At 48.5% G+C, this 25093-nt stretch carries 26 protein-coding genes; 17 read left to right on the plus strand and 9 right to left on the minus strand.

Annotated features, from left to right (window positions below; translation table 11 throughout):
* Positions 1-257 precede the first annotated feature (257 nt).
* The 5 genes from JNUCC21_RS04150 to cyoE all read left to right on the plus strand — a co-directional run bounded on the left by JNUCC21_RS04150 (position 258) and on the right by cyoE (position 6531).
* Positions 258-1991 carry an ABC transporter ATP-binding protein gene (locus tag JNUCC21_RS04150; RefSeq protein WP_369878582.1) on the plus strand — a complete coding sequence of 578 codons (1734 nt, stop codon included), beginning with the start codon at positions 258-260 and terminating at the stop codon, positions 1989-1991.
* On the plus strand, positions 1972-3789 hold the full coding sequence (locus tag JNUCC21_RS04155) for an ABC transporter ATP-binding protein (protein ID WP_012117100.1): 1818 nt from the start codon (positions 1972-1974) through the stop codon (positions 3787-3789). The genes JNUCC21_RS04150 and JNUCC21_RS04155 overlap by 20 nt, the downstream gene beginning before the upstream one ends.
* 167 nt (positions 3790-3956) lie before the next feature.
* Positions 3957-4361 (plus strand): DoxX family protein, encoded by a 405-nt coding sequence (locus JNUCC21_RS04160; protein ID WP_012117101.1) that lies wholly within the window; start codon positions 3957-3959, stop codon positions 4359-4361.
* 16 nt (positions 4362-4377) lie between these two features.
* Complete coding sequence (locus JNUCC21_RS04165; protein WP_072588908.1) at positions 4378-5235, plus strand: VOC family protein; 858 nt, start codon at positions 4378-4380, stop codon at positions 5233-5235.
* A 348-nt stretch (positions 5236-5583) separates the two neighbouring features.
* Entirely contained in the window at positions 5584-6531 is a 948-nt protein-coding gene (gene cyoE / locus JNUCC21_RS04170) for a heme o synthase (RefSeq protein ID WP_369878583.1), read from the plus strand.
* Positions 6532-6568: 37 nt separating this feature from the next.
* Here the strand turns inward: cyoE and JNUCC21_RS04175 are convergent, their stop codons facing one another.
* The gene (locus tag JNUCC21_RS04175) at positions 6569-7120 is read right to left on the minus strand and encodes a PadR family transcriptional regulator (protein ID WP_015239418.1); all 552 of its coding nucleotides are present in this window, start codon (positions 7118-7120) and stop codon (positions 6569-6571) included.
* 232 nt (positions 7121-7352) lie between these two features.
* Here JNUCC21_RS04175 and JNUCC21_RS04180 point away from each other — a divergent pair, with 232 nt between their 5' ends.
* From JNUCC21_RS04180 to bstA, 5 genes are all read left to right on the plus strand, one after another.
* Complete coding sequence (locus tag JNUCC21_RS04180) at positions 7353-7955, plus strand: NAD(P)H-dependent oxidoreductase (protein WP_012117105.1); 603 nt, start codon at positions 7353-7355, stop codon at positions 7953-7955.
* Complete coding sequence (locus JNUCC21_RS04185) at positions 7946-9034, plus strand: acyltransferase family protein (protein WP_072588911.1); 1089 nt, start codon at positions 7946-7948, stop codon at positions 9032-9034. Before JNUCC21_RS04180 ends, JNUCC21_RS04185 begins: the two co-directional genes overlap by 10 nt.
* Before the next feature lie 323 nt (positions 9035-9357).
* Positions 9358-11769, plus strand: a complete 2412-nt coding sequence (locus JNUCC21_RS04190) for a PEP/pyruvate-binding domain-containing protein (RefSeq protein ID WP_015239421.1) — start codon at positions 9358-9360, stop codon at positions 11767-11769.
* A gap of 22 nt (positions 11770-11791) precedes the next feature.
* The gene (locus JNUCC21_RS04195; protein ID WP_007408543.1) at positions 11792-12064 is read left to right on the plus strand and encodes a ribonuclease inhibitor Barstar; all 273 of its coding nucleotides are present in this window, start codon (positions 11792-11794) and stop codon (positions 12062-12064) included.
* A 25-nt stretch (positions 12065-12089) separates the two neighbouring features.
* Positions 12090-12632, plus strand: coding sequence for a bacillithiol transferase BstA (gene bstA / locus JNUCC21_RS04200; RefSeq protein WP_015239423.1), 543 nt, complete (start codon positions 12090-12092; stop codon positions 12630-12632).
* On the opposite strand, the gene JNUCC21_RS04205 is transcribed toward bstA, so the two are convergent.
* Positions 12592-14184, minus strand: coding sequence for an MFS transporter (locus JNUCC21_RS04205; RefSeq protein ID WP_072588913.1), 1593 nt, complete (start codon positions 14182-14184; stop codon positions 12592-12594). The two genes, bstA and JNUCC21_RS04205, sit on opposite strands and share 41 nt — an antisense overlap.
* A gap of 108 nt (positions 14185-14292) precedes the next feature.
* The gene (locus JNUCC21_RS04210; protein WP_369878584.1) at positions 14293-14775 is read right to left on the minus strand and encodes a MarR family transcriptional regulator; all 483 of its coding nucleotides are present in this window, start codon (positions 14773-14775) and stop codon (positions 14293-14295) included.
* Between the two features lie 168 nt (positions 14776-14943).
* On the opposite strand from JNUCC21_RS04210, the gene mprF reads away from it, so the two are divergent.
* The 3 genes from mprF to JNUCC21_RS04225 all read left to right on the plus strand — a co-directional run bounded on the left by mprF (position 14944) and on the right by JNUCC21_RS04225 (position 19153).
* Complete coding sequence (gene mprF / locus JNUCC21_RS04215) at positions 14944-17514, plus strand: bifunctional lysylphosphatidylglycerol flippase/synthetase MprF (protein WP_031378901.1); 2571 nt, start codon at positions 14944-14946, stop codon at positions 17512-17514.
* Between the two features lie 93 nt (positions 17515-17607).
* Positions 17608-18492, plus strand: coding sequence for a PhzF family phenazine biosynthesis isomerase (locus JNUCC21_RS04220; RefSeq protein WP_251248715.1), 885 nt, complete (start codon positions 17608-17610; stop codon positions 18490-18492).
* 76 nt (positions 18493-18568) lie between these two features.
* Complete coding sequence (locus tag JNUCC21_RS04225; protein WP_007408549.1) at positions 18569-19153, plus strand: nitroreductase; 585 nt, start codon at positions 18569-18571, stop codon at positions 19151-19153.
* Between the two features lie 38 nt (positions 19154-19191).
* On the opposite strand, the gene JNUCC21_RS04230 is transcribed toward JNUCC21_RS04225, so the two are convergent.
* The 3 genes from JNUCC21_RS04230 to JNUCC21_RS04240 all read right to left on the minus strand — a co-directional run bounded on the left by JNUCC21_RS04230 (position 19192) and on the right by JNUCC21_RS04240 (position 20521).
* Complete coding sequence (locus tag JNUCC21_RS04230; RefSeq protein WP_003155508.1) at positions 19192-19383, minus strand: YfhD family protein; 192 nt, start codon at positions 19381-19383, stop codon at positions 19192-19194.
* A gap of 70 nt (positions 19384-19453) precedes the next feature.
* Entirely contained in the window at positions 19454-19564 is a 111-nt protein-coding gene (locus JNUCC21_RS04235) for a YfhE family protein (protein WP_003155504.1), read from the minus strand.
* Between the two features lie 57 nt (positions 19565-19621).
* On the minus strand, positions 19622-20521 hold the full coding sequence (locus JNUCC21_RS04240; RefSeq protein ID WP_150941080.1) for a TIGR01777 family oxidoreductase: 900 nt from the start codon (positions 20519-20521) through the stop codon (positions 19622-19624).
* Positions 20522-20612: 91 nt separating this feature from the next.
* Between JNUCC21_RS04240 and recX the strand changes: the two genes are divergently transcribed.
* From recX to JNUCC21_RS04255, 3 genes are all read left to right on the plus strand, one after another.
* Positions 20613-21404 (plus strand): recombination regulator RecX, encoded by a 792-nt coding sequence (recX, locus tag JNUCC21_RS04245; protein ID WP_015239427.1) that lies wholly within the window; start codon positions 20613-20615, stop codon positions 21402-21404.
* A 6-nt stretch (positions 21405-21410) separates the two neighbouring features.
* Complete coding sequence (locus tag JNUCC21_RS04250; RefSeq protein WP_007408553.1) at positions 21411-21725, plus strand: YfhH family protein; 315 nt, start codon at positions 21411-21413, stop codon at positions 21723-21725.
* Between the two features lie 143 nt (positions 21726-21868).
* Positions 21869-23062, plus strand: a complete 1194-nt coding sequence (locus JNUCC21_RS04255) for an MFS transporter (RefSeq protein ID WP_025284446.1) — start codon at positions 21869-21871, stop codon at positions 23060-23062.
* 39 nt (positions 23063-23101) lie between these two features.
* Here JNUCC21_RS04255 and JNUCC21_RS04260 read toward each other — a convergent pair whose 3' ends face one another.
* The 3 genes from JNUCC21_RS04260 to JNUCC21_RS04270 form a co-directional block, all read right to left on the minus strand.
* Positions 23102-23491, minus strand: a complete 390-nt coding sequence (locus JNUCC21_RS04260) for a DUF2606 family protein (RefSeq protein WP_369878586.1) — start codon at positions 23489-23491, stop codon at positions 23102-23104.
* A complete protein-coding gene (locus tag JNUCC21_RS04265; RefSeq protein ID WP_015239429.1) occupies positions 23454-24365 on the minus strand; it encodes a serine protease in 912 nt (303 codons plus the stop codon). The genes JNUCC21_RS04260 and JNUCC21_RS04265 overlap by 38 nt, the downstream gene beginning before the upstream one ends.
* A 147-nt stretch (positions 24366-24512) precedes the next feature.
* Entirely contained in the window at positions 24513-24665 is a 153-nt protein-coding gene (locus JNUCC21_RS04270; protein WP_003155495.1) for a small, acid-soluble spore protein K, read from the minus strand.
* Between the two features lie 123 nt (positions 24666-24788).
* Between JNUCC21_RS04270 and JNUCC21_RS04275 the strand changes: the two genes are divergently transcribed.
* Positions 24789-25058 carry a YfhJ family protein gene (locus tag JNUCC21_RS04275; RefSeq protein WP_003155492.1) on the plus strand — a complete coding sequence of 90 codons (270 nt, stop codon included), beginning with the start codon at positions 24789-24791 and terminating at the stop codon, positions 25056-25058.
* Positions 25059-25093 lie beyond the last annotated feature (35 nt).

Below are 25093 nucleotides of genomic sequence, written 5' to 3' on the forward strand. Positions count from 1 at the left end.
ACGTCTTTTAAAGGCTCCGCTAGTCATTTTAAAATAAAAGGCTCCGGTTCAGGAGCTGGTAAAAAGAAAAGATAAGACAGCCTCCATATATCTGCACGCCTCATTCCCACAATTTTTATCCTCAATGATATTTCCGTTTTTTTTACACAAAGTACATAATAAAAGTGCAGGTTCAAGGGTTAATCCTTTATTCATTTAAGACAAACAAATAAAATAAATATACATACATATTGAACAAAGGATTTGGAGGCTTACACATGTCAAAGGCTTTATCATATGTAAAACCGTATTCTCTTTTGGCGGGAATCGCTCTGTTTTTCATGCTCATCGAGCTTGCGGTAGAGCTGATACAGCCCCTGCTGATCGGGAAAATCATTGACGAAGGAATTTTAAAGCAGGATCTCGATACGGTTTGGCTGTGGGGCGGCGTGATGATCGGACTGACCGCTGTTTCATTCGCATCGGGCATTTTAAATTCATTCTACTCCGCCCACATCAGCCAGAGCTATGCGTATGATACGCGAAAAGGGATTTTTCAAAAAATTCAATCCTTCTCCTATTCGACGTTTGCGCAATTCTCATCCACATCGTTTATCACCCGGCTGACAAACGATGTGACACAGGTTCAGAATATGCTTTTCATGAGTCTCCGGTTTATGCTCCGGGCGCCGTTAATGATTGCGGGGGGCATTATTCTCTCGCTGACCGTCAATGCGAAACTCGGGTTTTTTCTTCTGATCACGGTGCCGATTTTGCTTTTGTTTTTGCTGTGGGTGCTGAAAAGAGGCGGCGCGCTGTTTCGGTCTGTGCAAAAGCGGCTTGATCAGGTCAACACGATCATGCAGGAAAACCTGACGGCGATCAAACTGATTAAAGCGCTCCTCCGTGCAAACCACGAAGTGAAACGTTTTTTGAAATCGAATACGAAGCTGATGGAAAAAACGGTCTCCGCTTTTCGTCTCGTGGAAGCGGCGATGCCGATTTTAATGCTGCTGATGAACATTTGTATTTTGTTTATCTTATGGTTCGGCGCCAAAAGCATTGCTCAGGGCGGAGCGCAGGTCGGCGATGTCGTTTCCGTCATTAACTATGCGACGCGGATTACAGGCGCGCTGTCCGTCCTTCCTTTTCTCATCATGGTATTTTCCCGGGCGAAGGCTTCCGGAGAAAGAATCGGCGAGGTGCTGGAAACAGAAGGCGGCGAGGGAACGGGGCAGGACCCGGCACGGGCGCTTGCAGGCGGGATTGAGTTTCGCGAAGTGTCCTTCCGCTATCCGGGCATGGAAAAAGACGCGCTGCATCACGTGTCCTTTTCTGCCAGCCCGAAAGAAACGGTTGCCATTATGGGCGCGACAGGTTCAGGAAAATCAACGCTTTTTCAGCTGATTCCGCGCCTGTACATGGCTGATTCGGGCAGTATTTTCATAGATGGCAAACCGATCGGTGAATTCTCCGCTTGCGGGCTGCGCAGGGAAATCGGCTATGTTCCGCAGGAAGTGCTTCTGTTTTCGGGCACCATCCGTGAAAATATCGCCTGGGGGCGGGAGGATGCTTCACTAGATGAAGTAATGGAAGCGGCCAAAGACGCGCAAATCCATGACACGATTATGAAGCTGTCAAACGGATACGACACGGTGCTGGGACAGCGGGGCGTCAATTTGTCAGGCGGGCAGAAGCAGCGGATTTCCATCGCGCGCGCTTTTATCAGAAAGCCGTCCCTCCTGCTGTTAGATGACAGTACGAGCGCGCTTGATCTTCAAACGGAAGCGAAGCTTTTACAAGCGATCAGATCCTATGAATGCACGACACTGATTATTACGCAGAAAATAACGACTGCGATGAAGGCTGACACCATCTTATTGCTTGAAGACGGCGAACTGCTGGCCAAAGGCACGCACAAAGAGCTGATGGCACAGTCTCATCTGTACCGGCAGATTTATGAATCACAATTCGGAAAGGAGGGAGCTGACAATGCAAAAAGACATTCGTAAACCTTTCCGATATCCGAAAATACCGCTCAAATCGAATGAAGGCGGCAGAAAACGCGCGAAAGCAAAAGATACAAAAGGCACGCTGCGCAGAATCTGGTCTTATGTAGCCGAGAAAAAAGGGCTTTTAACCCTTGTGATCATCATGGTAGTCATAAGCGCCATATTCGGCCTGCTCGGACCGTTCGTCATCGGGAAAGCGATTGATCATTTTATCGTCGGACAGACGACAGACGGATTGGCGGGGGTGCTGTTCATCCTGTTTGGGATTTACCTCGTGCAATCATTGTCCTTATGGTTTCAAAACTATTGGATGATCAATATCTCGCAAAGCACCGTGTTTAAAATGCGGAGCGAGCTGTTTACCCATCTGCATGAGCTGCCGATTCCGTTTTTTGATAAACAGCGGCTCGGGGACTTAATGAGCCGGGTCACCAATGATATCGAAAATGTCAGCTCCACTTTAAATACATCCGTCATTCAAGTGCTGTCGAGCGTCATTACATTCGTCGGCACAATCTCCGTCATGCTGTACATGAGTCCGCTTTTAACATTGATCACGCTTTTGATTATTCCGATCATGCTTTTGAGCATTAAATGGATCACCAACCGGACGGGATTGCTTTTTAAACAGCAGCAGAAAAACCTCGGCGAGCTGAACGGTTTTATTGAAGAGTCGATATCAGGGGCGAAGGTCATTAAAGCCTATTCGAGGGAAGACCGCGTCATGGAACAATTTTTAGAAAAAAACGCGGCGTTACAATCATCGGGGTTTTGGGCGCAGACGATTTCGGGATTCATTCCGAAAGTAATGAACTCTTTAAACAATTTAAGCTTTACGATTATAGCGGCGGTCGGCGGGCTGTTTGCGCTAAAGGGGTGGATCTCGATCGGTTCCATCGTCGTATTCGCCGAATATTCGCGGCAGTTCACGCGCCCTTTAAATGATTTAGCTAATCAGTTCAATACGATGTTATCGGCCATCGCCGGGGCTGAACGGGTGTTTGACGTGCTTGATGAAAAAGAGGAGCGGGAAGATGAAGAGCATGCGCTGTACCAGCCGATCAAAACGGGAGAGATTGAATTCCGAGATGTCTCCTTCGGCTATCAGGAAGACAGCCTGATCTTAAAACACCTGTCCTTCAGCGTTCCGAAAGGACAGTCAATCGCCTTCGTCGGACCGACCGGAGCGGGTAAAACAACCGTTACGAGCCTGATCGCCCGTTTTTACGAGCCGAATAACGGAAAAATCCTCATTGACGGAACGGATATCAAAAAACTGACGAGATCCAGTCTGAGAAAAAACATGGGGTTTGTCCTGCAGGATTCCTTTCTCTTTCAGGGCACCATCAGGGAAAATATTCGTTACGGCCGTCTGGATGCTTCTGACAAAGAGGTGGAGGCAGCCGCAAAAGCCGCCAATGCCCACGGATTCATCGAACGGCTCCCGAAAGGCTACGATACCGTCCTTACCCAAAACGGCGCGGGCATCAGCCAAGGACAAAAACAGCTCATTTCCATCGCGAGAGCTGTGCTGGCGGACCCGGTGCTGCTCATTTTGGATGAAGCGACGAGCAACATTGATACGGTGACGGAAGTGAAAATACAAGAAGCGCTCGGCCGTTTAATGGCGGGCAGAACAAGCGTCATCATCGCTCACAGGCTGAACACGATTCAAAAAGCCGATCAGATTCTTGTGCTGAAAGACGGCGAAATGGCTGAAAAAGGGACCCATGCCGAACTTCTCAGCCAAAACGGCTTTTACCGGGAATTATATGAAAGCCAGTTCCGGGAATCGTAGATAGGGAAAAAGACCTCCGACAGAGTGCGGAGGTCTTTTTTTCGCGAAGGCAAATAGTACTTTTAAGTTATTTTCGTTAAATGTAACAAAATTACTTGACGTAAATAAGTTATGTATATATACTAGCTTACATAAAGTAAGTGATAATAATTTTCAAGGAGGATTTTATGAATAAATCATTCGAAACAGGAACACTGCTTTTAAGGGTTGTAACAGGTATTATCTTTTTTGTTCACGGTTTATCCAAGTTTCAAGGGTTGGAAGGAACTGCGCAATTTTTCCAGAGCATCGGGATTCCGGCCTTTATGGTCTATGTCATCGCGACGATTGAGCTTGTCGGCGGGGTTCTGATCTTTTTCGGTTTAGCAACGCGCATTATCGGCGTTCTGTTTGCCGTCACATTAGTCGGCGCCATCTTCACGGCGAAGCTTTCCTCACCATTTATGGGCGGATCGGAATTTGATTTCATCTTACTGGTTGCGTCAATTCACTTAGCGCTTTCAGGAAGCCGTCTGCTTTCATTGGATCAGCTCCTTTTCAAATCAAAAAAGGGAGAAACTTTTTCAGCATAAGAAAGAAGGCGTTCAAATGACCGGCATTCATCAAGATACGGCAATCGGTTATGTCAAATTGACCATTAAAAATATGGAACGCTCGCTCGGCTTTTACCGGAATGTAATCGGCCTTCAAGTCATCTCGCAGACAGATCGTTCAGCAAGACTGTCAGCAGACGGAAAACGCGTCCTGCTGGTGCTTGAAGAAAATCCAAGCGCCGTCGTTCTGCCGGAGCGGTCTGTCACCGGCCTTTACCATTTCGCGATACTTCTGCCTGACCGGAAAGAACTCGGCATCGCATTGGCCAGGCTGATTGAAAACGGCATCGCGCTCGGTCAGGGGGATCACGCGGTCAGTGAGGCTCTTTACCTGTCTGATCCGGACGGCAACGGTATTGAAATATACGCCGATCGTCCCCGCAGCACGTGGCGCCGGGATGCAGAGGGCAATTATGTCATGCAAACGGCGCCCGTCGATGTGGACGGGCTTTTGGAAGAAGCCGGAGCTGAACGGAAAAGCCGTCTCCCAGAAGGAACCGTAATCGGTCACATCCATCTTCATGTGACGGATTTACAGGAAGCCAAAGCGTTTTACACCGATATCCTCGGTTTTGACATTGTCGGCAATTACGCGGGCATGTCCGCTCTGTTTGTTTCAGCGGGAGGGTATCACCATCACATCGGTCTGAATATATGGGCCGGAAAACATGCGCCGCCGAAACCGGGAAACGCAAGCGGTCTGGATTATTACACCATCGCGCTGCCGCATCAAGAAGAGCTGTCACGTGTGACAAAAGCGCTGACCGATGCCGGCTTTGAGATCGAAGAAAAAGAAGAGGGCGTATTCGTCAAAGACCCTGTATCAGGGGCGGATATCGCATTTACACTGTAAGAAACAACCCTTGCCGTCTAACCGGCAAGGTTTTTTATTTTTCTGAAGTTTTCTTGGGAAGGTTCGGGAAAGAAGAACACACGGCTTTTGTGTGACTAAAGAGAGCGAACATCTCAGTGAGGCGCAAAAATGACGCGTGGAGCCGCCATCGCCGGCCCGAGCTCAGAGCATCCGCCGGATTGAAAAAGCTGTATGGGCAGACTTTGAATAGAAAAAGGCAAAAGCCGCATCCGGTCACAAGATGCGGCATTTTTCACACAATTTACAATTGTGTGAAAAATGCCCAAAATAAATTGTTCTTCCTGATTCTTCCTGATATGATAAGCCGAAAAAGGAGAACCTGAACAAATGAACTCAAATACAGCACAGACGGAACAGTCTATGAAGCATAACGGAAACCGGGTGACGGTCAAGGACTTTATCATTCTTGCCAAACCGGGGATTATCATCTCAAATTCACTCGCCGCATTGGGCGGATTTTGGATCGCATGGCTTCAGTCGGAAAGGACGGGCGGAGGGCCCGGTATATTTGCCGCCATGGCGGTTGCTATGATCGGAACGGCGTTGGTCATGGCATCAAGCACTGTTTTTAATAACTTTTTTGACCGCGGCATGGACGCAAAGATGGCGCGAACCCGCACCCGCGCCAGCGTCACGGGGAGAATACCGCCGCCGGTCATGATCCTGTACGGCACATGTCTCGGCGCATGCGGATTCATCATGCTTGCTTCACTTAATGTACTGACCGCCGTTCTTGGCCTGCTTGCATTTTTGCTGTATGTCGTCGTTTATACGCTTTGGTTTAAAAGACAATCCGTCTGGAGCACATTTGTCGGCAGCTTTCCGGGGGCGGCTCCGCCTTTAATCGGTTATTGCGCGCTGACCGGGTACATTGATATGCCCGCGATTTTGTTATACGCGATTATGTTTTTGTGGCAGCCGCCGCATTTCTGGGCGATCGGAATCAGGCGAAAGGAAGAGTATCGTGCCGCCGGCATTCCGCTTTTGCCGATTATAAAAGGCAATCGCGTCACAAAAATAAAAATGCTGCGCTATATTGCCGTTCTGACTGCGGTTTCGCTGCTCGTTCCTCTATATATAGACGTCAGCCCGTTTTATACCGCGTCCGCTCTCCTGCTCGGGGCCATCTGGCTGTACCGGAGCGTCAAAGGCTTTCAGGCGGCGGATGACACGCAATGGTCGAAGGGGATGTTTTTTTATTCGATTGTGTATTTCAGTCTGCTTTTTCTTATTTTAATGGCTGATTCGTTTATCAATGCGGTTCTCAGAACGTAAACAGGCGGCTTGCAGATACAGAGCCGCCCCGTTTTGTTTATGCTTTTTTGATGAGAGCCAAAATATCTTCAAGCCAGGAAATATAATTCCGTTCCCGCTCAAGCGCTTTTGTCAGCACGAGATAATGGCCGAAATCAGGAGAAGAAAAAGAATCCGCCTCCGCGGACGATGTCATCAGTTCTTGATAACTGTTTTCCAGATCGGACAATTTCTCCTTCCGCTTTACGAGCTGATCGGTGAATAGCTCATCCGCTTCTTCCTGCGTCAAAGCTGAGATGAAATAAGCCTTCAGCATAAATTCATCCTTGACCGTTTCCGGAATCGGGTCTTTTTTCGTCAGCCAGGCAGCAAGCTCCAGATCTCCCTTGTCAGTCAGCGTGTACATTTTTTTCTCAAGCTTCGTTCCTTGAATCGCAGTGCGAAACGTAATAAATCCCTCAGCCGTCAGTTTTTTTAATTCCGGATAAATCTGGCTGTGCTTTGCGCTCCAAAACTGGCCGAGCTCTTCTTTAAAATAGCTCGATATATCATATCCGCTCAATTCGCCTTTTCGCAAAAGCCCTAAAATCGCGTACTTTAAAATTCTCATGTTGCCCTCCAAGCCATTCATTTGACAGCTAGTATACCATACGGCCGCTCAAAAACGCAGAAGTGCCGGATGCTTGTAATTGAATCTGCGGCGGCAAAATCAGCGAAAATATGCAGAAAGGGGTTATCGAAACGGCAGCAGAACTGGAAAAAGCCTTTCTCATGTCTTTGCCTCATTCATATGACAACATGATATAATCATTGTAAAAATTAAGAAATAATGGGAGGGACATATGAAGACGGTGATTGTGTATGCAAACCCGGATGAGAACAGTTTCAATGCGGCTCTCGTAAAATACGTCGTCATGGCTTTAAAGGACAGCGGCAAAAGCTATACGGTCATTGACTTATACGCCGACCAATTTGATCCCGTGCTGAAGTACGGCGGCGAAAAAAAGCGCTCTGACATGAACCGGGACGCTGAAACGAAGAAATACCGGAAACTGATGAAAGAAGCGGATCATCTCATTTTCATCTACCCGCTGTGGTGGGGAGGCGTTCCGGCGATTATGAAAGGCTTTTTTGACAGAGTGCTTGTCGCCGGAGAAGCCTACACATATGAAAACGGCCGCGTAAAAGGACTGCTCCGGGCAGAGACGGCACAGGTCTTTTATACGGCGGATTCCCCGGGCTGGTACTTAAAGTGGTTCCGGAAAAACTCGGACTGGATTACGCTGAAAAAAGGCATTCTGCAATTTTGCGGCATTCAAAAAGCCGAGCGGAACCTTTTTTCTGTCGTCAAAACGAGCACACCCGAGCTGCGGGAAAAATGGCTGCGCCAAGCATACGCTAAAGTCCGGCGCGCTTGTGAAAAAGGAGCGGCCGCATGCAGATAAAAGAAATTTTCGTGATTCGCTGCCTGTCCTGTTTAAGTGTGGTTCTGCTTCACGTAGTTTCAATGGTGCTGATGATTCAGGAAGAGTCCTTAGCCAGTGCCGCCCATACGGTTGATGCTTTTCGGACCCTGTTGATGTTCAGCACGCCGGCGTTTATCTTTATTTCGGAATTTCTGCTTGCCAGGTCATACCCGGGAGGCGTTCCCGCGGGTTTTTTAAAGAAAAGGGGCAAAGTCATTTTCGTGCCGTTTCTGTTTATTGCCGCGGTGGATGCCATTTTAATGAAAAGCGTGGCGGAAGAAGGAGCCGGCTTCGTTTCAGTGATCGGTAAATTTTTAGAAAATGTGTTTTTAGGAAACTTCATCGGCTACTTCATTCTTGTGATCTTTCAATTTTACATTCTCCATATGCTGCTGCACCGCTGGCTGAACAACAAATCTCCCATGTGGGTGCTGTCTGTGTCGTTTATCATCAACGCCGTCTATCTGGCTTACTTTTCCATCTTTCATCCGCCGGCATCATCGGGGCTTGATTCTATTTTTCCGTTCTTTTGGGTTCCGTTTCCGGGCTGGGTGTTTTATTTCTGTCTGGCATTTTATTGCGGAAAGGAATATCCGCGTTTTTTATCGCTAATCAATCAGTACCGTTATGCGGTTTACTTGAGTGCGGCCGTATCGGCAATATTGATTGTGGCCGTTTCATATATCAGCGGCGGCTCCATTTCCTCTAAGCGTCCGGATATTATGATTTACGCGGTCAGTATGATCTTTCTGTGTTTTCATCTGTTTTCAAAGCTCAAAAAAGTGCCCGCGATTGTGATGATGATCAGCAACTATTCGTTTTCAATCTATCTGTTGCACTCCTACTTTTTAATCAGCGGATATCTTCTGGAAGGCTATTTGCGATCAATGCCTTTGCCGGCTGCCATCCTTCTTTTATTTTTGATCTGCACGCTCGGTCCCATTTTCGTATCTTGGGTGTGCAACCATTTCAGATACGGATACCTGTTTGTCGGGAAAGTGTATCAGCCGAAGCAGACCAAAAGAAATACGGCGGCGCATCAAGGCCGCACAGTCTGAAAAAAAGGCGGCGTTTCAGCCGCCTTTTATGATACGGAAGTTGTACATAACCTGCAAACGAAACCTTCCGCGGCAAGCCGGAAGCGAATGCCAGGCAAGCAGTATCGGGCAGCCTATCCCTAATTTTAATAGCGCTTTCACTGTAAGGCTGAAGACCCCGCCTGCGGCCGTTTTGACGGATGCATTTATGACAACATAACGCCATCGATTTTCTCCCTTGTGAAGACCGATATATTGTATACTTATAGGAAATACTTTCAAAAAAAGTGAAAAAGAGAAAAACTGTGAGCTTGGATGAACGACTAAAAAGGAGCGGGGACATTATGAATGACTGTGTCAAAACATTCGGAGAACTTCCGGACGAACTTTATTCCTTTGCGGGAGGAAAAGGAAGCATTCTCTCTAAAATGTATCAAAGCGGGTATCCTGTGCCTGAAGGGTTTGTGATTTTGCCGTCTGCCTTTCAGGACGGACAGCTGCGCCATCAGGCGAGAGAGGCTGTTGATCAATATGTGAATTCCATCCGCAGCCGCCATGCATCTGCGTTGTTTGCCGTACGATCATCCGCGCTGAGCGAGGATTCCGCTCAGGCTTCCTTTGCCGGAGAATTCGATACGGTGTTGAATGTCAAAACAGATCAAGACATGTCCAGGGCGATTGATGAAGTCCGCCGATCGGCACAGTCTGATAGGGTAAAAGCGTACAGCGCCGTTCAGGGAATGGAAGATGAGCATGAAATCGCAATCGTCATCCAGCTGATGATACCGTCTGAGATATCCGGAGTGCTGTTTACCGCAGATCCGATTACGGGGAGCAGGAGGGAGATGACAGGCAATTACGTCTACGGTCTCGGGGAGCAGCTCGTTTCCGGGGAAGCCGATGCCTATTCTTTTAAACTGGCACGGCCCAAGAAAAAATATGACGGCCCCGGGGAATTTCGCAAATATGCGTCAAAGCTCTATAAACTGGCGAAAAAGCTGGAAAAAGATCTTGGAGGGCCGCAGGATATTGAATGGGCCGCTGCGGGCGGGACATTGTATATTCTACAATCCCGCCCGATTACGACCTTACAAGCCGGAAATCTGGAAACCTATGAATGGAATGATTCTTTCAGCGGGGATTTTTTATGGACAAACACAAATATAGGAGAAGCGATTCCCGATGTGATGACGCCGCTGACATGGTCGCTCCTCCGGAATCTGGATGAAGAGTCGGGCATCATTCCGGGTTATTATGTCTGGTCCGGCAATATTTGCGGCAGAGCCTATAACAATATGAGCCAGCCTCTTTCCGTTCTCGCCGCTTTCGGTCTGAATCCGAAAGGCGGAAAAATAGGAAAAATGATGAGCGATACATTGGGAGAAATCCCGGCGGAAATGAAAATTCCTTTATATCCGTTCTCAAAGTATGAACTTTTGAAGATCATCTCGAAAAAACTGAAACCGTATCTGTCGAAAATGAAGCACGCGAAAAAAAACATGTCCTCCTACTTGGACGAATCGCCGGAGTGGTGCCGGAATATTGAGGAAAAGCTGAAACGGGCCGAAACGGAGCGGACATTATTAGCGATATGGAACAATGAGATCTATCCGTATTTATGCAACGCGTGGTTTGCGTTAATATCCGGCGGGCGTGATTCTGCGCAATCCTCTTCGTCGTTAACCTCTCAATTAACAAAACTCGCAGGGATAGAAGATGCGAATCTCCTGCTGTCCAATCTGAGGGGAAAAGGCGGACTGGCCAGCCTGGAGCCGATTATCGGCATTGATCAAGTCATGAAAGGCCGTATGAGCGAGGAAGAATACCTCAGGAACCAAGGTCACCGTGGCCCGCATGAATACGAACTTTCCATACCGCATCCGGGAGAAAACCGGGATTGGCTGACGAAGCAGATCAAAGAACACAAGGAGTCGGGTATTGATGCCGAACAACTGCTTTTGAAACAGCAGCGGGCGCATGAACAGGCCTTCCGAAGATTTGAAGAAAAGTTTCCTCATAAGGTCAAATGGCTCAAAGCCAAAATGGAAAAAGCGTCAGAATACGCGAATATTAGAGAAACAACCAGATCCGAATTTGTCAGGGTGTACCGGACAGCCAGAGCATTCGCGCTCAGAGCGGCGGAAATGACCGGCATGAAGGACGATATTTTCTTCTTGTATCTGCATGAAATAACCGATCTGCTCGCGGGGAAAGAGCCGGCGGTTGCGTCGATTCAAGCGAGAAAGCAAAACTATGAAACCTATAAAAAACTGCCGCCGTTCCCATCCGTTATTAACGGAAGGTTCAATCCGTTTAAATGGGCTGAGGATCCTGACAGAAGAGCGGATTATTACGATGCTTTTATGCCTGCGGAAACTGATGATGCGCATACTTTAAAAGGTTTCGCGGGAGCGGCCGGGAGAGTGGAGGGCATTGTCCGTGTCCTTGATGCTCCGGAAGACGGGGATTCTTTTGCGGCGGGGGAAATTTTAGTGACGTCGACAACCAATGTAGGCTGGACCCCGCTTTTTCCAAGAGCGGCTGCTATCATAACGGACGTCGGCGCCCCTTTGTCCCACGCGGCGATCGTTGCCCGGGAACTGGGAATTCCTGCCGTTGTCGGGTGCGGAAATGCAACGTCAAAACTGAAAACGGGGGACAGGGTGGCCGTTGACGGCGGGCAAGGCATTGTCCAGCTGGAACCGCGGCAGACTCCGGTCACTTCTGAAGAGGAAAATGGTAAACTGATAGAATAAAAACATGGGAAAGGAGCCGCGCATGAATAAAGCAGTTATTAATGGGGAGCAAATCAGAAGTATGAGCGACCTGCACCAGACATTGAAAAAGGAACTTGCCCTTCCTGAATACTACGGTGAAAACCTTGACGCTTTATGGGATTGTCTGACCGGCTGGGTGGAATACCCCCTCGTTTTAGAATGGAGACAGTTTGAACAAAGCAAGCAGCTTACAGAAAATGGCGCCGAGAGTGTGCTTCAGGTCTTTCGTGAAGCGAAAGCGGAAGGCTGCGACATCACCATCATACTTTCATAATACGATCAACGGGAGAGAGACAAAAATGGAAAAACAAATCCTCAGCTATCCGATTGGAGAGTATCAGCCGGCTGAATCGATTGCGGCCGGACAGAAACAAGAATGGATCAATACGCTCGAACACGCTCCGGCCAAACTGAAACAAGCTGTCAGAGCGATGTCGGACAGTCAGCTTGATACGCCGTACCGCGAAGGGGGATGGACTGTCCGCCAAGTGGTTCACCATCTGGCGGACAGCCACATGAACGGCTATACCCGGTTTAAATTGAGCTTAACGGAGAATGAACCGGAAATCCGCCCTTATGATGAAAAAGGCTGGGCCGCTCTTCATGATTCCAAAACCGCCGCTTGCGGGGATGCGCTTGAGCTGTTAACGATCCTGCACAGAAGATGGGCCGCTCTTTTGCGCTCCATGACGGAAGCCCAATTCAAACGGACATACTTCCATCCTGTATCTAAAGAGACGGTTACGCTGGAACAAGCGCTCGGACTATATGTCTGGCACTCTGAACATCACATCGCCCATATTACTGAGCTTTCCCGGCGGATGGGCTGGCATCTGTCTTAGAGGATGCCGGCTTTCGGAAAAACGCCAAAACAGCCGCAGATACAATCGTGCATAATGAAATGACTGCGGCTGCCGTATAAAGATGGTGGTAGCCGCTGGCAATGCCCGCTTCAATCGCATCAGAAACCGCTTTTTTGACGGCGGGAACGGGGATTCGGCTCACTTGCTCCTGCAACGAAGAAAGTCCGCCGCCGATATCCGGCGTTTGCGCCTGATCAGCGGGAATGCCGCTTTTCGCTAAACGGTTTTTGATGTCATCTCCGATCCGGTCAAAGCCCGCTGTAATGAAGCCGGCATATAAAGCCGGAGCGAGCGTCAGCCCGACCTGCCTTACGAGTGACAGCGTGCCGAGCGCTGTTCCTTTGTTTTGGCCCGCCGTTTCTGATACAAGCACATTCAGCGGAGCCCCGAGCAGAAATCCGAAACCGATCCCCGCAATGACACTCGCTGTGACAAATTCCCATTTATCCGTCACCCATAACGGAAACAGGCTGAAGCCGGCAAATGCGATGGCGCCTGATACAACCGCGGAAAAGACCGGCCCTTTTTTATCCGTGATCGCCCCGCCGAGCCACGCTCCGATGCCTGACGCCAACGCGAGCGGCGTCATCCAATAACCCGCTTTCTCCGCCGATACGTGCAAATATTGCTCCGCATAAGAAGGAATAAAAATGACCGCAGCGAGCAGCCCTCCCGATAAAAATCCGATGACGAGCGTCCATTGAAACACTTTATTTTGCAGCAGCGAGTAGGCGAGAATCGGATCGCCCCCTCGGTTTTCAACCCGCTTTTCGACCTTAAGCAGCACCAGAAAGAGAAGTGCAGCTCCCAAAAGATACCCGTATACCTTTACGTCCATTATGCTTTCTGACAGCTTCGCCCCATCGAGATTCGTGATACCGATCATACAAGATAAGATCGCAAGAGACAGCAGCATTGTGCCGGCGAGGTCAAGCCGTTTCGCCTCAGGCTCTTTCGTTTCAGCGATAAACAAACCGCCGCACACAACCAAAGCGGCGGCAATCGGCAGGTTAATCAAGAACAGCCAATGCCACGATCCGGTTACATCAAGCAAAAAGCTCCCGATATTCGGTCCGAGGACGGCCGCCATACCGTTCATCGCCCCTAAAAGCCCGAGAGCTTTCCCTTGTTTCTCCTTCGGAAGCACGGCCAGCACATGCGAACTCCCGATAATAAAAATTCCGCCGCCGCCAAGCGCCTGAATGAGCCGTGCCGCCAAAAACATCGGGAAGCTCTGACTGAGTGCGACAAGCAAAGAGCCGAGTCCGAACAGCCCGACTTCAATCATAAACAGCTTTTTCCGCCCGTATCGGTCCGACAGCTTGCCGACAATCGGCACACTGACACTGAGTCCCAATGTGTAAAGGGTCACTCCCCACGATCCCCATGAAGGAGAAACATCAAAAGAGCTGTTAATCGTCGTCAGAGCAGCGGAAATAATTCCGTTGTCCAGCGCCGCCATGAACACACCGATCGTAAAGAGAGTGATGGCCCGGCTCTGGTTTTTTTCTGTTTGCAATGGCTCCGGCATACTGATCAATCCTCCTGTTTTTAATTCACTTCGAATATATTATTCACTTCAAGTGAATTAAATGTCAAACAAAAAAAGGCCGCCGATACCGGCAGGCCTTTTTCATCTCTATCCCTGTTTGGAAGAATCAAGCGCTCTTGCCAAAATGGCAAGCCCTTGATTGACCGTTTGTTTTTCTTCAGCGGTCAGCGTTTCCAATGAACGCTTCAATTTTACATGTCCTTTTTGATAAAGGCTGCGGAAAATATCTTTCGCGTTTTCCGTTAATTGAACGACGACTGAACGGCGGTCTTCTTCTGACGGAGCGCGTGTAATGAAACATAATTTTTCTAAACGGTCAAGCAGCCCCGTCGTATTTGAAAGGGAAGCGCCCATTTTCTCCGCTATGTCACTCACCTTAAGCGTCCCGTGGTTGTTCAGAAGCATCAGCACTTTCATTTGCGGCATGCTCATATCAAGCTTCATCCACTCCGACACATCGCCGAGCCCCGCCGATGTCATCACTTTCATGTACAGCACCCAGATATCCCGTTCCTCAGGAGAAAAAATATCGCCGCTTAATACTGTTGTATCATGCAGATTATAATCCATCGTCTCACTTCCTCATTTATACTCCTGCATACCATATTACTGATTTTAATCAGAGAAAGAAAGTTGCAGACGAGTTTTGTTTGAATGTGAGGTGGTAGTGTATAATATGTTGGAGATTATTGGGGGAATTAAAATAAATAAGTCATTTTATGATGATTGGAGAGAACATTGCTGACTAAAAAGAATGCCTTATCGATATTAAAAGTATTATTTCCTATTGCAGTTTTGCTTTTAGTCATTTATCAGTCCAAAAAGGAATTGACAGACCTTTCTTTTAAACGAACGCTGTACATTATCAACGGGATTGAGCGTTACGATTTATTTATTCTCGTTCTGCTCGGCCTTCTTGCCGTCAGCGCGATGTCCTTTTATGACTTTGTGCTGAAACGGACGCTTCGCCTCAACATTCCGAATTGGAAAGTATTCAGGGTCTCTTTTATCGCCAATTCCTTTAACAATGTCCTTGGATTCGGCGGTCTGGCGGGTGTCGGGCTGCGGACGATGCTATACAAAGAACATACGAATGACGTAAAACGCCTCGTCGCAGGCATCGCCTGGCTTACGTCCTCAGCGCTGCTCGGGCTGTCCGTCTTCAGTATCCTGACCATCGCCCGGGTTCTGCCGGTTGGAGAGATTACAGGTGAGAAACCGTGGCTGTGGGCTGTTATCGCCGGAGTGGCGCTTATTGTGCCGGCAGCCTTAATCGCCGCTGGGATCAACAATAAAAAAGCTGGCGCAGAAGACGGTGAAGCAAAACCGAGGCATCCGGTTTTTTCTTACATCGGGGCATCGTTTGCCGAATGGTTTGCGGCGGCTGTCGTCATGTATTATTCCCTGTATGTCATGGGAATTCACGCGGATGTCCGCCATGTATTCGGTGTATTTGCCATTGCCGCTATCGGGGGAATCATCAGTCTTGTGCCGGGAGGATTCGGTTCGTTTGACCTTCTGTTTCTGCTCGGCATGCAGAATATGGGCTTTCCGCAGGAGGCGGTTGTGACATCCATCGTCATCTACCGGATTGTGTATTCATTTATTCCGTTTGTGTTCGGGCTGTTCTTTGCGGCTGGCGATTTAACGGAAAATACGCTTAAACGGCTGGAATCAAATCCGAAGATGGCGCCTGCCGTGGAAACGACGAACGTGCTTCTCGTATTCCAGCGCGCTATCTTAATCAGGGTGCTTTACGGTTCGCTGTCGCTTTTGGTTTTCATGGCGGGAGTCGTCGTGCTGGCGTCCGTCGCCCTGCCGATTGACAGGGAGACGGTCATCCCGCATATTCCGCGCCCGGCGCTCCTTGCGTTTAACGCGTTATCGTTAAGCGCGGCTTTGATTCTTTTAATCTTGCCGATTGAATTATACAAACGGACGAAACGTTCTTATTCAATGGCGGTTGCCGCGCTGGTCGGCGGTTTTGTGTTCAGTTTCTTAAAAGGATTGAACATCAGCGCGATCTTTATTCTGCCTGTCGTCATCGTATTGCTTGTGCTGTTAAAGCGGCAGTTTATCAGAGAGCAGGCTTCGTATACGCTCGGCCAGATGATTTTTGCGGCCGCTCTGTTTATTATCGCCTTGTTTAACTACAATCTCATTGCCGGCTTTATTTGGGATAAAATGAATCGGCTCTTGCGCCACGACTATTTCGTCCATAACAATTCGCACATTACATATGCCACGATGACGGCCATTATTGTTGTGCCGCTGTTTTTCCTTTTGTTTACGTTCTTTTATCATAAAAGATCGAAGCCGATCGGAGAAGAGGCCGATCCTGAACGGCTGAAGTCCTTTTTGGCGGAAGAAGGCGGAAATGCGCTCAGCCATCTCGGCTTTCTCGGGGATAAGCGGTTTTATTTCTCAAGCGACGGCAAAGCGCTTTTATTGTTCAGCCAGATTTCCAGAAGGCTTGTCGTGCTCGGGGATCCGTCAGGACAGAGAGATTCTTTTCCGCTTGTGATTGAGGAATTTCTGAATGAAGCGCATAAGCAGGGGCTGAGTGTCATGTTTTATCAGATCGAACGTGAAGATCTGGCGCTGTACCATGACTTCGGCTATAACTTCTTCAAGCTTGGAGAAGAAGCGTTCGTGGATATGGAGGCCTTTACGCTCTCAGGTAAGAAAAAAGCGGGGCTGCGGGCGATTAACAACAAATTTGACCGCGAAGGCTACACATTTCATGTCGGGGAACCGCCGTTTTCCTCCGAGTTTATCGCCAAACTGAAAGACATTTCGGACGAATGGCTCGGACCGAAAAAAGAGAAAGGTTTTTCTCTCGGTTTCTTCGACCGGGATTATTTGGAACAGGCGCCGATTGCTTACGTGAAAGACGAGGAAGGGGAGATCATCGCTTTTGCCAACCTGATGCCGATGTATCAGGAAGGCGAGATATCCGTCGACTTGATGCGTTATCGGAAAAGCGCGCCGAACGGTATTATGGACGCGCTTTTCATCCGTCTGTTTCTCTGGGCGCAGGAAAAAGGCTATACCACCTTCAATATGGGCATGGCGCCTTTGTCAAACGTAGGTACGGCTTTTACATCTTTCTGGTCGGAAAGAGCCGCGGCCGTCATCTTTAACAACGTCCGGTATATGTACAGCTTCAGCGGGCTGCGGGCCTTTAAAGAAAAATACAAACCGGAGTGGCGCGGGAAATACTTGGCGTACCGCAAAAACAGATCGCTGTCCGTCACGATGATCCTCGTCACCCGCCTGATCGGAAAAACCAAAAAAAGACGCCGTTAAAAGGCGTCTTTTTTTTGAATAATTGACTAAAAATTCTAATTTCACTCTGTTATACTGAATAACATGATCATAAGGTGAAAGGAAGGCTGATGAATGAAACAGGCAACCGTGTTTAAATATGAAGCGTTTTCCGATATTCCGGATTTGGGAAATCCCGCGGGAATCGTCTTTAACGGAGATGATTATTCAGATGAAGAGATGCAGATGATCGCCGAAATGGCAGGGTACAATGAAACCTCATTTCTCTGTAAAAGCGGAGAAGCCGATCTGCGCATCCGCTATTTTACACCCGGCCACGAAATGAATTTATGCGGACATGCTACCGTCGCCTCTCTTTACGCATTAATTGAAAAGGGAAGGCTTCAGGCTGATCAGACATATCAAATTGAAACAAAAGCCGGCAATCTTCCCGCAAAAGCCGCTGAACGAAACGGCCGGGTATACATCACACTCGAACAGGCTCCCCCGCAATTTCTGCCGTTTACGGGTGACAAAGAAAAGCTTGCGGCCTCGCTCGGGATTACGGCTGAGGATTTTCACAGCGGGCTGCCGATTGTTTACGGATCAACGGGGATCTGGACACTGATTGTTCCGCTGAGATCACTTAAAGCATCACGGAATATGGTGCCGGACAACGCACAATTTCCCGCTATTTTGCGCGATCTTCCGAAAGCGAGCGTTCATCCGTTTTCTCTGGAAACCGTCCATCCGGAAAGTGATCTGCACGGACGCCATTTTTCTTCCCCTTTCTCCGGAACGACCGAAGATCCCGTCACGGGAACCGCTTCAGGCGTCATGGCAGCCTATATGCGGCAATACGGAGGCTCCGAAGCCGAATGCCTCACGATTGAACAAGGCCAGGAAATCGGGAAAGACGGAAAAGTGGAAATCAGGATCGCGGAGGAAAACGGAGAGATGAACATCAAGATGACGGGAACGGCCGTGTATGCCGAAACAATCAATTTTCAGCTTCCGTAACGGTTTACAAAAGCCGGTCGTATCCGTTATATTATAAATGATAATCATTTTCATTTGGATAGGAAGGTGAATCGGCATGCCGAAAACCGAACAATTACAGCAAAACGAAAGTCTTGCACATACAATCAGAAACAGAAGATCCATCCGGTCGTTTAAACCGGAAACCGTACCTTCTGAAGTCATATTAGATATGCTTGAAACGGCCGTTTACGCACCGAACCACAGACTGACGGAGCCATGGCGTTTTATCTACGCAGCAAGCGAAGCGGGAAAAGCAAAGCTTGCGGACAGCTACGTCTCATTTTTCAAAAAGATAAAAGATGATTTCAACGAGGAAAAAGAGCGGAACATGAGAAAAAACCTCAGCGCCGTTCCGGGATTTTTGCTGGTCGTCTTAAAAGAAGATGAAAATGAATTTACGAGAAACGATGATTTTGCGGCGCTGAGCGGCATGATTCAAAACCTTCAGCTCCTCGCACATGAAAACGGCATCGGCATGGTCTGGAAAAGCGGCCGCATTATGTATGACAAACAGGTGCACCAAGACTTCGGCCTTGCTGACAATGAGCGCTTTGCCGCCATCATTCAAACGGGCTATCCGGATGAACAGCCTAAGGCGAAAGAACGGACGCCGGCAAAAAGCCTGTTTACCGAACTGTAAAAAAATCCCCGTCTCTATACAGAGGCGGGGATTTCGTATTAGCGGGTTTTGCTTTTAGCTCTGTTGTCAGCGGCTTTCATCCGCGCCTGCGCTTCACGGTCAGCGGAATCAGCAAGCTCGCTTGAATATTCCTCATATGTGCCGTCTGTTTCGCGTTTCAAAGCATCCGGAACTTGAGGAAGTTTTTGTTTGTTTTTATCACGGTTTTTGTGAGTATGATTTCTGCCCATATCAATCGCCCCCTGAAAAAAGTGATATCAAACAAACATAGTATCTGCCCGGTTCCGGACTTTATTCAGTTTATTTCCGTTTGGCTGCTCTTTCCGCTTTTTTGAATTCACCGGAATAAAGGACTTCCTGCATTTTTTTCAGATTGGCTCCCTGCTGATGTTTTTCGCGCTTCTTTTCCATAAAAGAAGACCCTCCTTCAAAACAGAATACCAATAGGATTGGCTTTTATTTCCGTTTTTATGCAGATAAGAGATCCTTTAAAGCGGAATCAAGTTCTTCATACGTAAATTGAAAACCGGATGTCAGCGCCTGCTTAGGCAGGGCGCGCTGGCCTTTTACGATCAACAGGCTCATTTCTCCCAAGGCCTTCTCCAGAAAAAGTTCCGGTACGGGAATCCAATGGGGGCGGTGCAGGACGCCTGCGATCGTCTTTCCGAATTGCTTCATTTCCACGGGGTTCGGCGATGTTACATTCATGGGACCGGACAAGTCATCATGCTCCGCCGCATAAGCGATGAGTTCCGCGGCGTCATCGACATGAACCCATGACAGCCACTGCCGTCCAGAGCCGATGGTGCCGCCGGCTAACAGCTTATAAGGGAGAACCATGAGCGGCAGGGCGCCTTTTTCACCGAGCATCACCCCGAATCTGGCATATACCGTCCGGATGCCGAGCGCTTCAATTTTCTGGCCTTCACGTTCCCACATATGAGCCGTATGACTGAGAAAATCTTCATTTGACGTATCTGACTGTTCGGTGAACGTTTTTTCTGTGCTTGTGCCGTAAATGCCGACGGCGCTGGCCTGAATCAAAGCCCGGGGTTTTTTCGGCTGCTGCTTCATAATCCGTCTGACTTCTCTCGTCGCTTCTATTCTGCTTGAGATGATTTGTTCCTTCGTTGTGTCCGTCCAGCGGTCAAAGATGGATTTGCCGGCGAGGTTCACCCATACATCAATAGGGGGAAGCTCGCGCTCAGGCGCCGCGTTTTCGGCCAGCCATTGAACATATGTCACATTTTTTTGTTCGGTTTCTCTCTGTTTTCTTGATAAAATATAGACATGATGTCCCCGGCGGGTAAACACACCTGTCAGATGCCGGCCCAGAAAACCAGTGCCGCCTGTCATCGCGATATTCATATCCATCTCTCCTTACACGTTGATACATATACTGTACCTCATTTGCCAAAAAGAAAAACGCCTGAACATCGGGGCGGGAAAGGAGACCGGGATGCCCTTTATTACAAAAATATCGACCCAAAAGAAAAATACCGAGCGCTTCAACATCTTTCTTGATGAGAAATATGCATTCAGCGTCGACGCCGACGTGCTTGTGCGTTTTGACCTGAAAAAAGGGAAAGAACTGGACGAGCTTGACATTCTTGAAATCCAGTACGGCGATGACGTGAAAAAAGCCTTTAACCGCGCCGTAGAATTTTTATCATACCGGATGCGCTCTGAAAAAGAAGTCCGGGATCATCTGAAGAAAAAAGAAACACCGGACATGGTCATTTCTGAAGTCATCCATAAACTGTACGATTACAGCTACTTAAATGACAAAGAATTTGCCGAAGCCTATGCGAGCACCCACAAAAAAACAAACGGCAAAGGCCCTGACGTCCTGTTCCGCGAGCTGAAAGCGAAAGGAATAGACGACGATACCATCAAGGAGACGCTCAGTGCGTTTACATTTGATGAGCAGATACAAGAAGCGCTGAAACATATCGGCAAAATCCTGAAAAAAGACAAAAAGCTGTCCACAAAAGAGATCAGACAGCGGGCGCAGATGCAGCTTCAGCGAAAAGGTTTCCCTTTTGACGTCATCAATGCCGCTCTGGAGCAGACGGAGTATGAAAATGATGATGAAGCCGAGATGGAAGCTCTGAAGGCTCATGCGGAAAAAGCGATCAGGAAATACCGTTATGACGGCAGTTATGAAAGCGGAATGAAGGTCAAACAGTACTTATTCAGAAAAGGATTCTCGATTGACGATATTGATCAATTCTTGCAGGAAGAGGAGTAAACTGAAATGGACAAACGATACAGTCAAATGACGCCTCATGAACTACAGACAGAAATTGCGGGACTGACGGAAAAAGCGCGAAAAGCGGAACAGATGGGCATTGTAAATGAACTGGCCGTGCTTGAACGGAAAATTACGATGGCCAAAGCTTACATGCTGAACCCGGAAGACTTTCGGCCCGGCGGGGTGTATCAGATAGAAGGTTCTGATGACACTTTCCGCATTGATTACATCAACGGCGTATTCGCCTGGGGACACAGATCTTCCCCGTCTGACGGGGAAGAAGCACTGCCGATTTCCGTTTTAAAAGAAAAAAAATAACAAAAGAGGCCGGTTCCGGCCTCTTTTTCTTTTCGGGCACATTCGTTTCATACTTTCAGTAAAAAATGATTGAATTCATTTTTGATATCTTTTAAGATGGAATTCGTTGTTTTTTAATAAAAAGGAGGCGATTTGCGTTGAATATCAAAATGAAACAGCCATCAGTGAAATTAATGATTTTTGTTTTAATGATTTGCACATTTTCCATCGGGTATACGGAATATGCTGTCATGGGTATTCTGACGTCGATTGCCGATGACTTTCATATACATGTATCTTCAGCGGGCATGCTTGTTACGGCGTACGCGGCGAGCGTCTGCCTGACGGGCCCGATCGTAACCATTATCGCGGTTAAGCTGCCGAGAAAGCCGGTGCTGCTAGGATTGATGGGCATCTTCGTCCTTGCCAACCTGATGAGCGTCTTTGCGCCAAACTTCGCCGTGCTGGCGATTTCCAGAATTTTATCCGCATCCATCCACGGAGCTTTTTTTGCGATCGCCATGGTGTTTGCGAGTGAAATGGTGCCGCCTGAAAAACGTTCCGCCGCCGCGGCTTCCATGAACGGCGGATTAACCGTGGCGCTGATGCTCGGTGTCCCGTTCGGCTCTTATTTAGGGGATGCCCTTAACTGGCGGGCCGTCTTTTTCATTATTTCCGTTTTAGGCATGATCGGGCTGATCGGACTGATGCTGGTCGTACCGAACCGGAAACCGAAAGTGATTCCGATGCTGATGAATGAATGGAGTGTCTTTAAGCATAAACAAGTGATTTTTTCCTTTGCGATCACCATTCTCGGCTACTCAGGCGTATTTATCGCTTACACGTTTATTGAGCCGATTTTAAGAGATTCAGCGGGGTTCGGCACAGTCGGCATCACAGGCGCATTATTTGCCTACGGTCTCGGCGGAGTGGCGGGGAATTTCTTCGCGGGGAAAGTGCCGCTCAAACTGCTGACACGCACGATGATCGGTGTGATGATCGGCTTGATCGGCGTCTTGGCGATTTTCCCTTATATCGCTGTTTTTCCCGCCGCCGCCGTTTCAGCGACATTTTTATTCGGCGCATGTGCGTTCGGCACGCCGCCGCTTTTGCAGACCAAGGTTATTTCTTCCTCTGAAAACGGCACGACAATCGCCGCTGCGGTGAGCGTTTCCGCCTTTAACCTGGCAAACGCGCTCGGCGCCTGGATCGGCGGATTGATTCTCGGGGGAACGGGATCTTACTCATGGCTGTTTGCCGGCGGTGCGCTGATGACGGCTCTCGGCCTTGTGCTTTCCACGTTCGCTCATCTGTCTGAGAAGAAAGATGTTTATGAATACCAAGTGCATAAAGGATAACAAAAAGCTTGCAGGGGATATTCCGCCTGCAAGCTTTTTTCAGTGTTTCAATGTAATGCTGATCACCGTATGTTTATCACTCTCGGCTAAGGAAATATTCCGGGTTTCCGGTACTCCGCCTTTTTCAAAAACGACGGCATAGGTTCCTTTCGCGCCGCTTTTCCATGCAATCTCGCCGTGGTGATCAGTCTTGCCTATTATCTCTCCGCGGTCTATATTCGGCTGATGATCTGACTCCGCCGCTTTCATCACGGTGACCGTCACACCGGCCGCCGGTGAACCGTCTGCATCCTCAACATGGAGCGTAACGGGCAATGCTTTTTTGGCGGCGGAATCATCCGCTTTGCCGCATCCGCATAAAACGGCCGCGGCGAGAAAGAAAACAAAAGCTTTATTGATTTGACCAATATTGAATGTTGTCGAATACACTGTTTGTCACCCTTGTTCCCAGATTGTAAGACGACCCGCCGTTTGTATGAATGGCAATGGCGGTCTGGCCGGTGTCGCTGTAATTGCGGTAAACGGGCGATCCGCTCTGGCAGCCGAACGTATCTGTCGTATAAGTGAGTTTATATGTCTCGGCAGAACGAATCGGCTTGCTGTCCGACCACATGGAACCGGACACTTTGTCGCACGGATATCCTGTCACGGTTGAGGAAAGCCCGGCCGGACTGGAACTGTTGGTCGTCCGGTAGCCGTACCAGCCGACAGTATTCCCGGGCGACCCGTTTACTTTGATTGCGCCGTAGTCATAGTTTGTGTCACCGTTTTCTGTCCACCCTTTGACACTGTAGAATGTCTTGCCTGAATAAGAGCCGTACGGGTACGATGATCCGTTGCGGCCGGGAGCTGCCGTAATTTTCGATGCCCAGCCGTTTTTCTGGTCATACACGCAATGTCCCGCCGTAACGATCGTGTCGGCATTGACAAAAAAACCGGTGCATCCGTAGGTGCTTGTGCTGCCGCTGTATGTAACGGTCAGCTGTGCTGTCGCTCGATATGGAAATGATGTTGTAGGAGAAATTCTGATTCGTTCGTCTGTCCCAATAATACTGGAAGGCTTTAATGACTTGATGTCAGCTTTGCTGTTTTGTGCAAGCTGTCTTTTGGTGAGGCCCGTTCCTTCATAAGCGGGGGATGTCTGTGTTGTTTGTACAGGCTGATTCTGATGTGCGTCAAACTCCTCACCGCTGTTTGATACAGATGTCTGCGGGCTGCCCGCTGCTTCAGCTGAAACAGCAAATAATGAAACTGACAGTAAGAATGCGGTAAGGCTCAGCAATCGTTTTGAAACTGTCTTCATTTTATAAAACCCCTCCTTTTTTGTCTACCGGCTTTCGTTTTAACATTTAACATATTATGGAATTTATTTAGCGTTATGACCGCAAAAGGATGTTTTTTTCCGCAAAAAAAAAGACCGGGTCATTCCCGGTCTCTTACGGTGTGTGTGTTATCGCCTGCCTGAAGCTCTCATGCGTTCTTGCGGGTGCGAATTAATTGAACCGTCCGCCCGTTTAGAAGCGTAGTCATCCTTTGCCCGCGGTTCGCCTTCAAACTTATTATTGTTCTGATTAGGAAATCCTTTTGCCTTGTTCCGGACCATTTGTTTTCCCCCTCGGCCAATATCAAAAGGTTGCGCCTTCTGGACTGAAGACGTAAAGTTAGTATATGCCTGTGACAAGCTGCGTAAAAGCAGCAGGTTTTCCCAAGGAAAGGAGACAGAGACATGAATACATATATCGACAAACTGACGAATTTGCTGCTTGAGAAAAATGACATGCTCAGCTATTTGCAAGCGCGAACTTGGGTTGAGCTTTTATGGGGAGATTTCGAAGCGACTTACGCAAAAGCCGGCCGCCCGTATCAAGGAGAGCAAATGACGGAACGCGTGGTCAAGGAATGGATCGAATCATACGGCAGCAAGCTCCATATGTTCCAGAGCGTACGGGAAGACGTTTCTCATTATTTGGATCAAAGCAGGGGTCTCCTGCATTAACATAGCAGTGCACCCGCCGGATATCGTCCGGCGGT

The sequence above is a fragment of the Bacillus sp. JNUCC-21 genome, assembly GCF_041222765.1.
Taxonomy (GTDB): Bacteria; Bacillota; Bacilli; order Bacillales; family Bacillaceae; genus Bacillus; species Bacillus velezensis.

Coding starts and splice junctions, on each gene's coding strand:
- JNUCC21_RS04155 (WP_012117100.1), top strand. CDS start 1,972: ATGCAAAAAGACATTCGTAAACCTTTCCGATATCCGAAAATACCGCTC.
- JNUCC21_RS04240 (WP_150941080.1), bottom strand. CDS start 20,521: ATGAATATCGCGATGACAGGCGGCACTGGTTTTCTGGGCCGGCATCTG.
- JNUCC21_RS04265 (WP_015239429.1), bottom strand. CDS start 24,365: ATGAAGACAGTTTCAAAACGATTGCTGAGCCTTACCGCATTCTTACTG.
- JNUCC21_RS04175 (WP_015239418.1), bottom strand. CDS start 7,120: ATGAGAATTTTAAAGTACGCGATTTTAGGGCTTTTGCGAAAAGGCGAA.
- cyoE (WP_369878583.1), top strand. CDS start 5,584: ATGAACTCAAATACAGCACAGACGGAACAGTCTATGAAGCATAACGGA.
- JNUCC21_RS04195 (WP_007408543.1), top strand. CDS start 11,792: ATGAATAAAGCAGTTATTAATGGGGAGCAAATCAGAAGTATGAGCGAC.
- JNUCC21_RS04165 (WP_072588908.1), top strand. CDS start 4,378: ATGACCGGCATTCATCAAGATACGGCAATCGGTTATGTCAAATTGACC.
- JNUCC21_RS04275 (WP_003155492.1), top strand. CDS start 24,789: ATGAATACATATATCGACAAACTGACGAATTTGCTGCTTGAGAAAAAT.
- JNUCC21_RS04230 (WP_003155508.1), bottom strand. CDS start 19,383: ATGGGCAGAAATCATACTCACAAAAACCGTGATAAAAACAAACAAAAA.
- JNUCC21_RS04180 (WP_012117105.1), top strand. CDS start 7,353: ATGAAGACGGTGATTGTGTATGCAAACCCGGATGAGAACAGTTTCAAT.
- JNUCC21_RS04225 (WP_007408549.1), top strand. CDS start 18,569: ATGCCGAAAACCGAACAATTACAGCAAAACGAAAGTCTTGCACATACA.
- bstA (WP_015239423.1), top strand. CDS start 12,090: ATGGAAAAACAAATCCTCAGCTATCCGATTGGAGAGTATCAGCCGGCT.
- JNUCC21_RS04270 (WP_003155495.1), bottom strand. CDS start 24,665: ATGGTCCGGAACAAGGCAAAAGGATTTCCTAATCAGAACAATAATAAG.
- JNUCC21_RS04210 (WP_369878584.1), bottom strand. CDS start 14,775: ATGGATTATAATCTGCATGATACAACAGTATTAAGCGGCGATATTTTT.
- JNUCC21_RS04190 (WP_015239421.1), top strand. CDS start 9,358: ATGAATGACTGTGTCAAAACATTCGGAGAACTTCCGGACGAACTTTAT.
- JNUCC21_RS04220 (WP_251248715.1), top strand. CDS start 17,608: ATGAAACAGGCAACCGTGTTTAAATATGAAGCGTTTTCCGATATTCCG.
- JNUCC21_RS04160 (WP_012117101.1), top strand. CDS start 3,957: ATGAATAAATCATTCGAAACAGGAACACTGCTTTTAAGGGTTGTAACA.
- recX (WP_015239427.1), top strand. CDS start 20,613: ATGCCCTTTATTACAAAAATATCGACCCAAAAGAAAAATACCGAGCGC.
- JNUCC21_RS04150 (WP_369878582.1), top strand. CDS start 258: ATGTCAAAGGCTTTATCATATGTAAAACCGTATTCTCTTTTGGCGGGA.
- JNUCC21_RS04185 (WP_072588911.1), top strand. CDS start 7,946: ATGCAGATAAAAGAAATTTTCGTGATTCGCTGCCTGTCCTGTTTAAGT.
- JNUCC21_RS04205 (WP_072588913.1), bottom strand. CDS start 14,184: ATGCCGGAGCCATTGCAAACAGAAAAAAACCAGAGCCGGGCCATCACT.
- JNUCC21_RS04250 (WP_007408553.1), top strand. CDS start 21,411: ATGGACAAACGATACAGTCAAATGACGCCTCATGAACTACAGACAGAA.
- JNUCC21_RS04235 (WP_003155504.1), bottom strand. CDS start 19,564: ATGGAAAAGAAGCGCGAAAAACATCAGCAGGGAGCCAATCTGAAAAAA.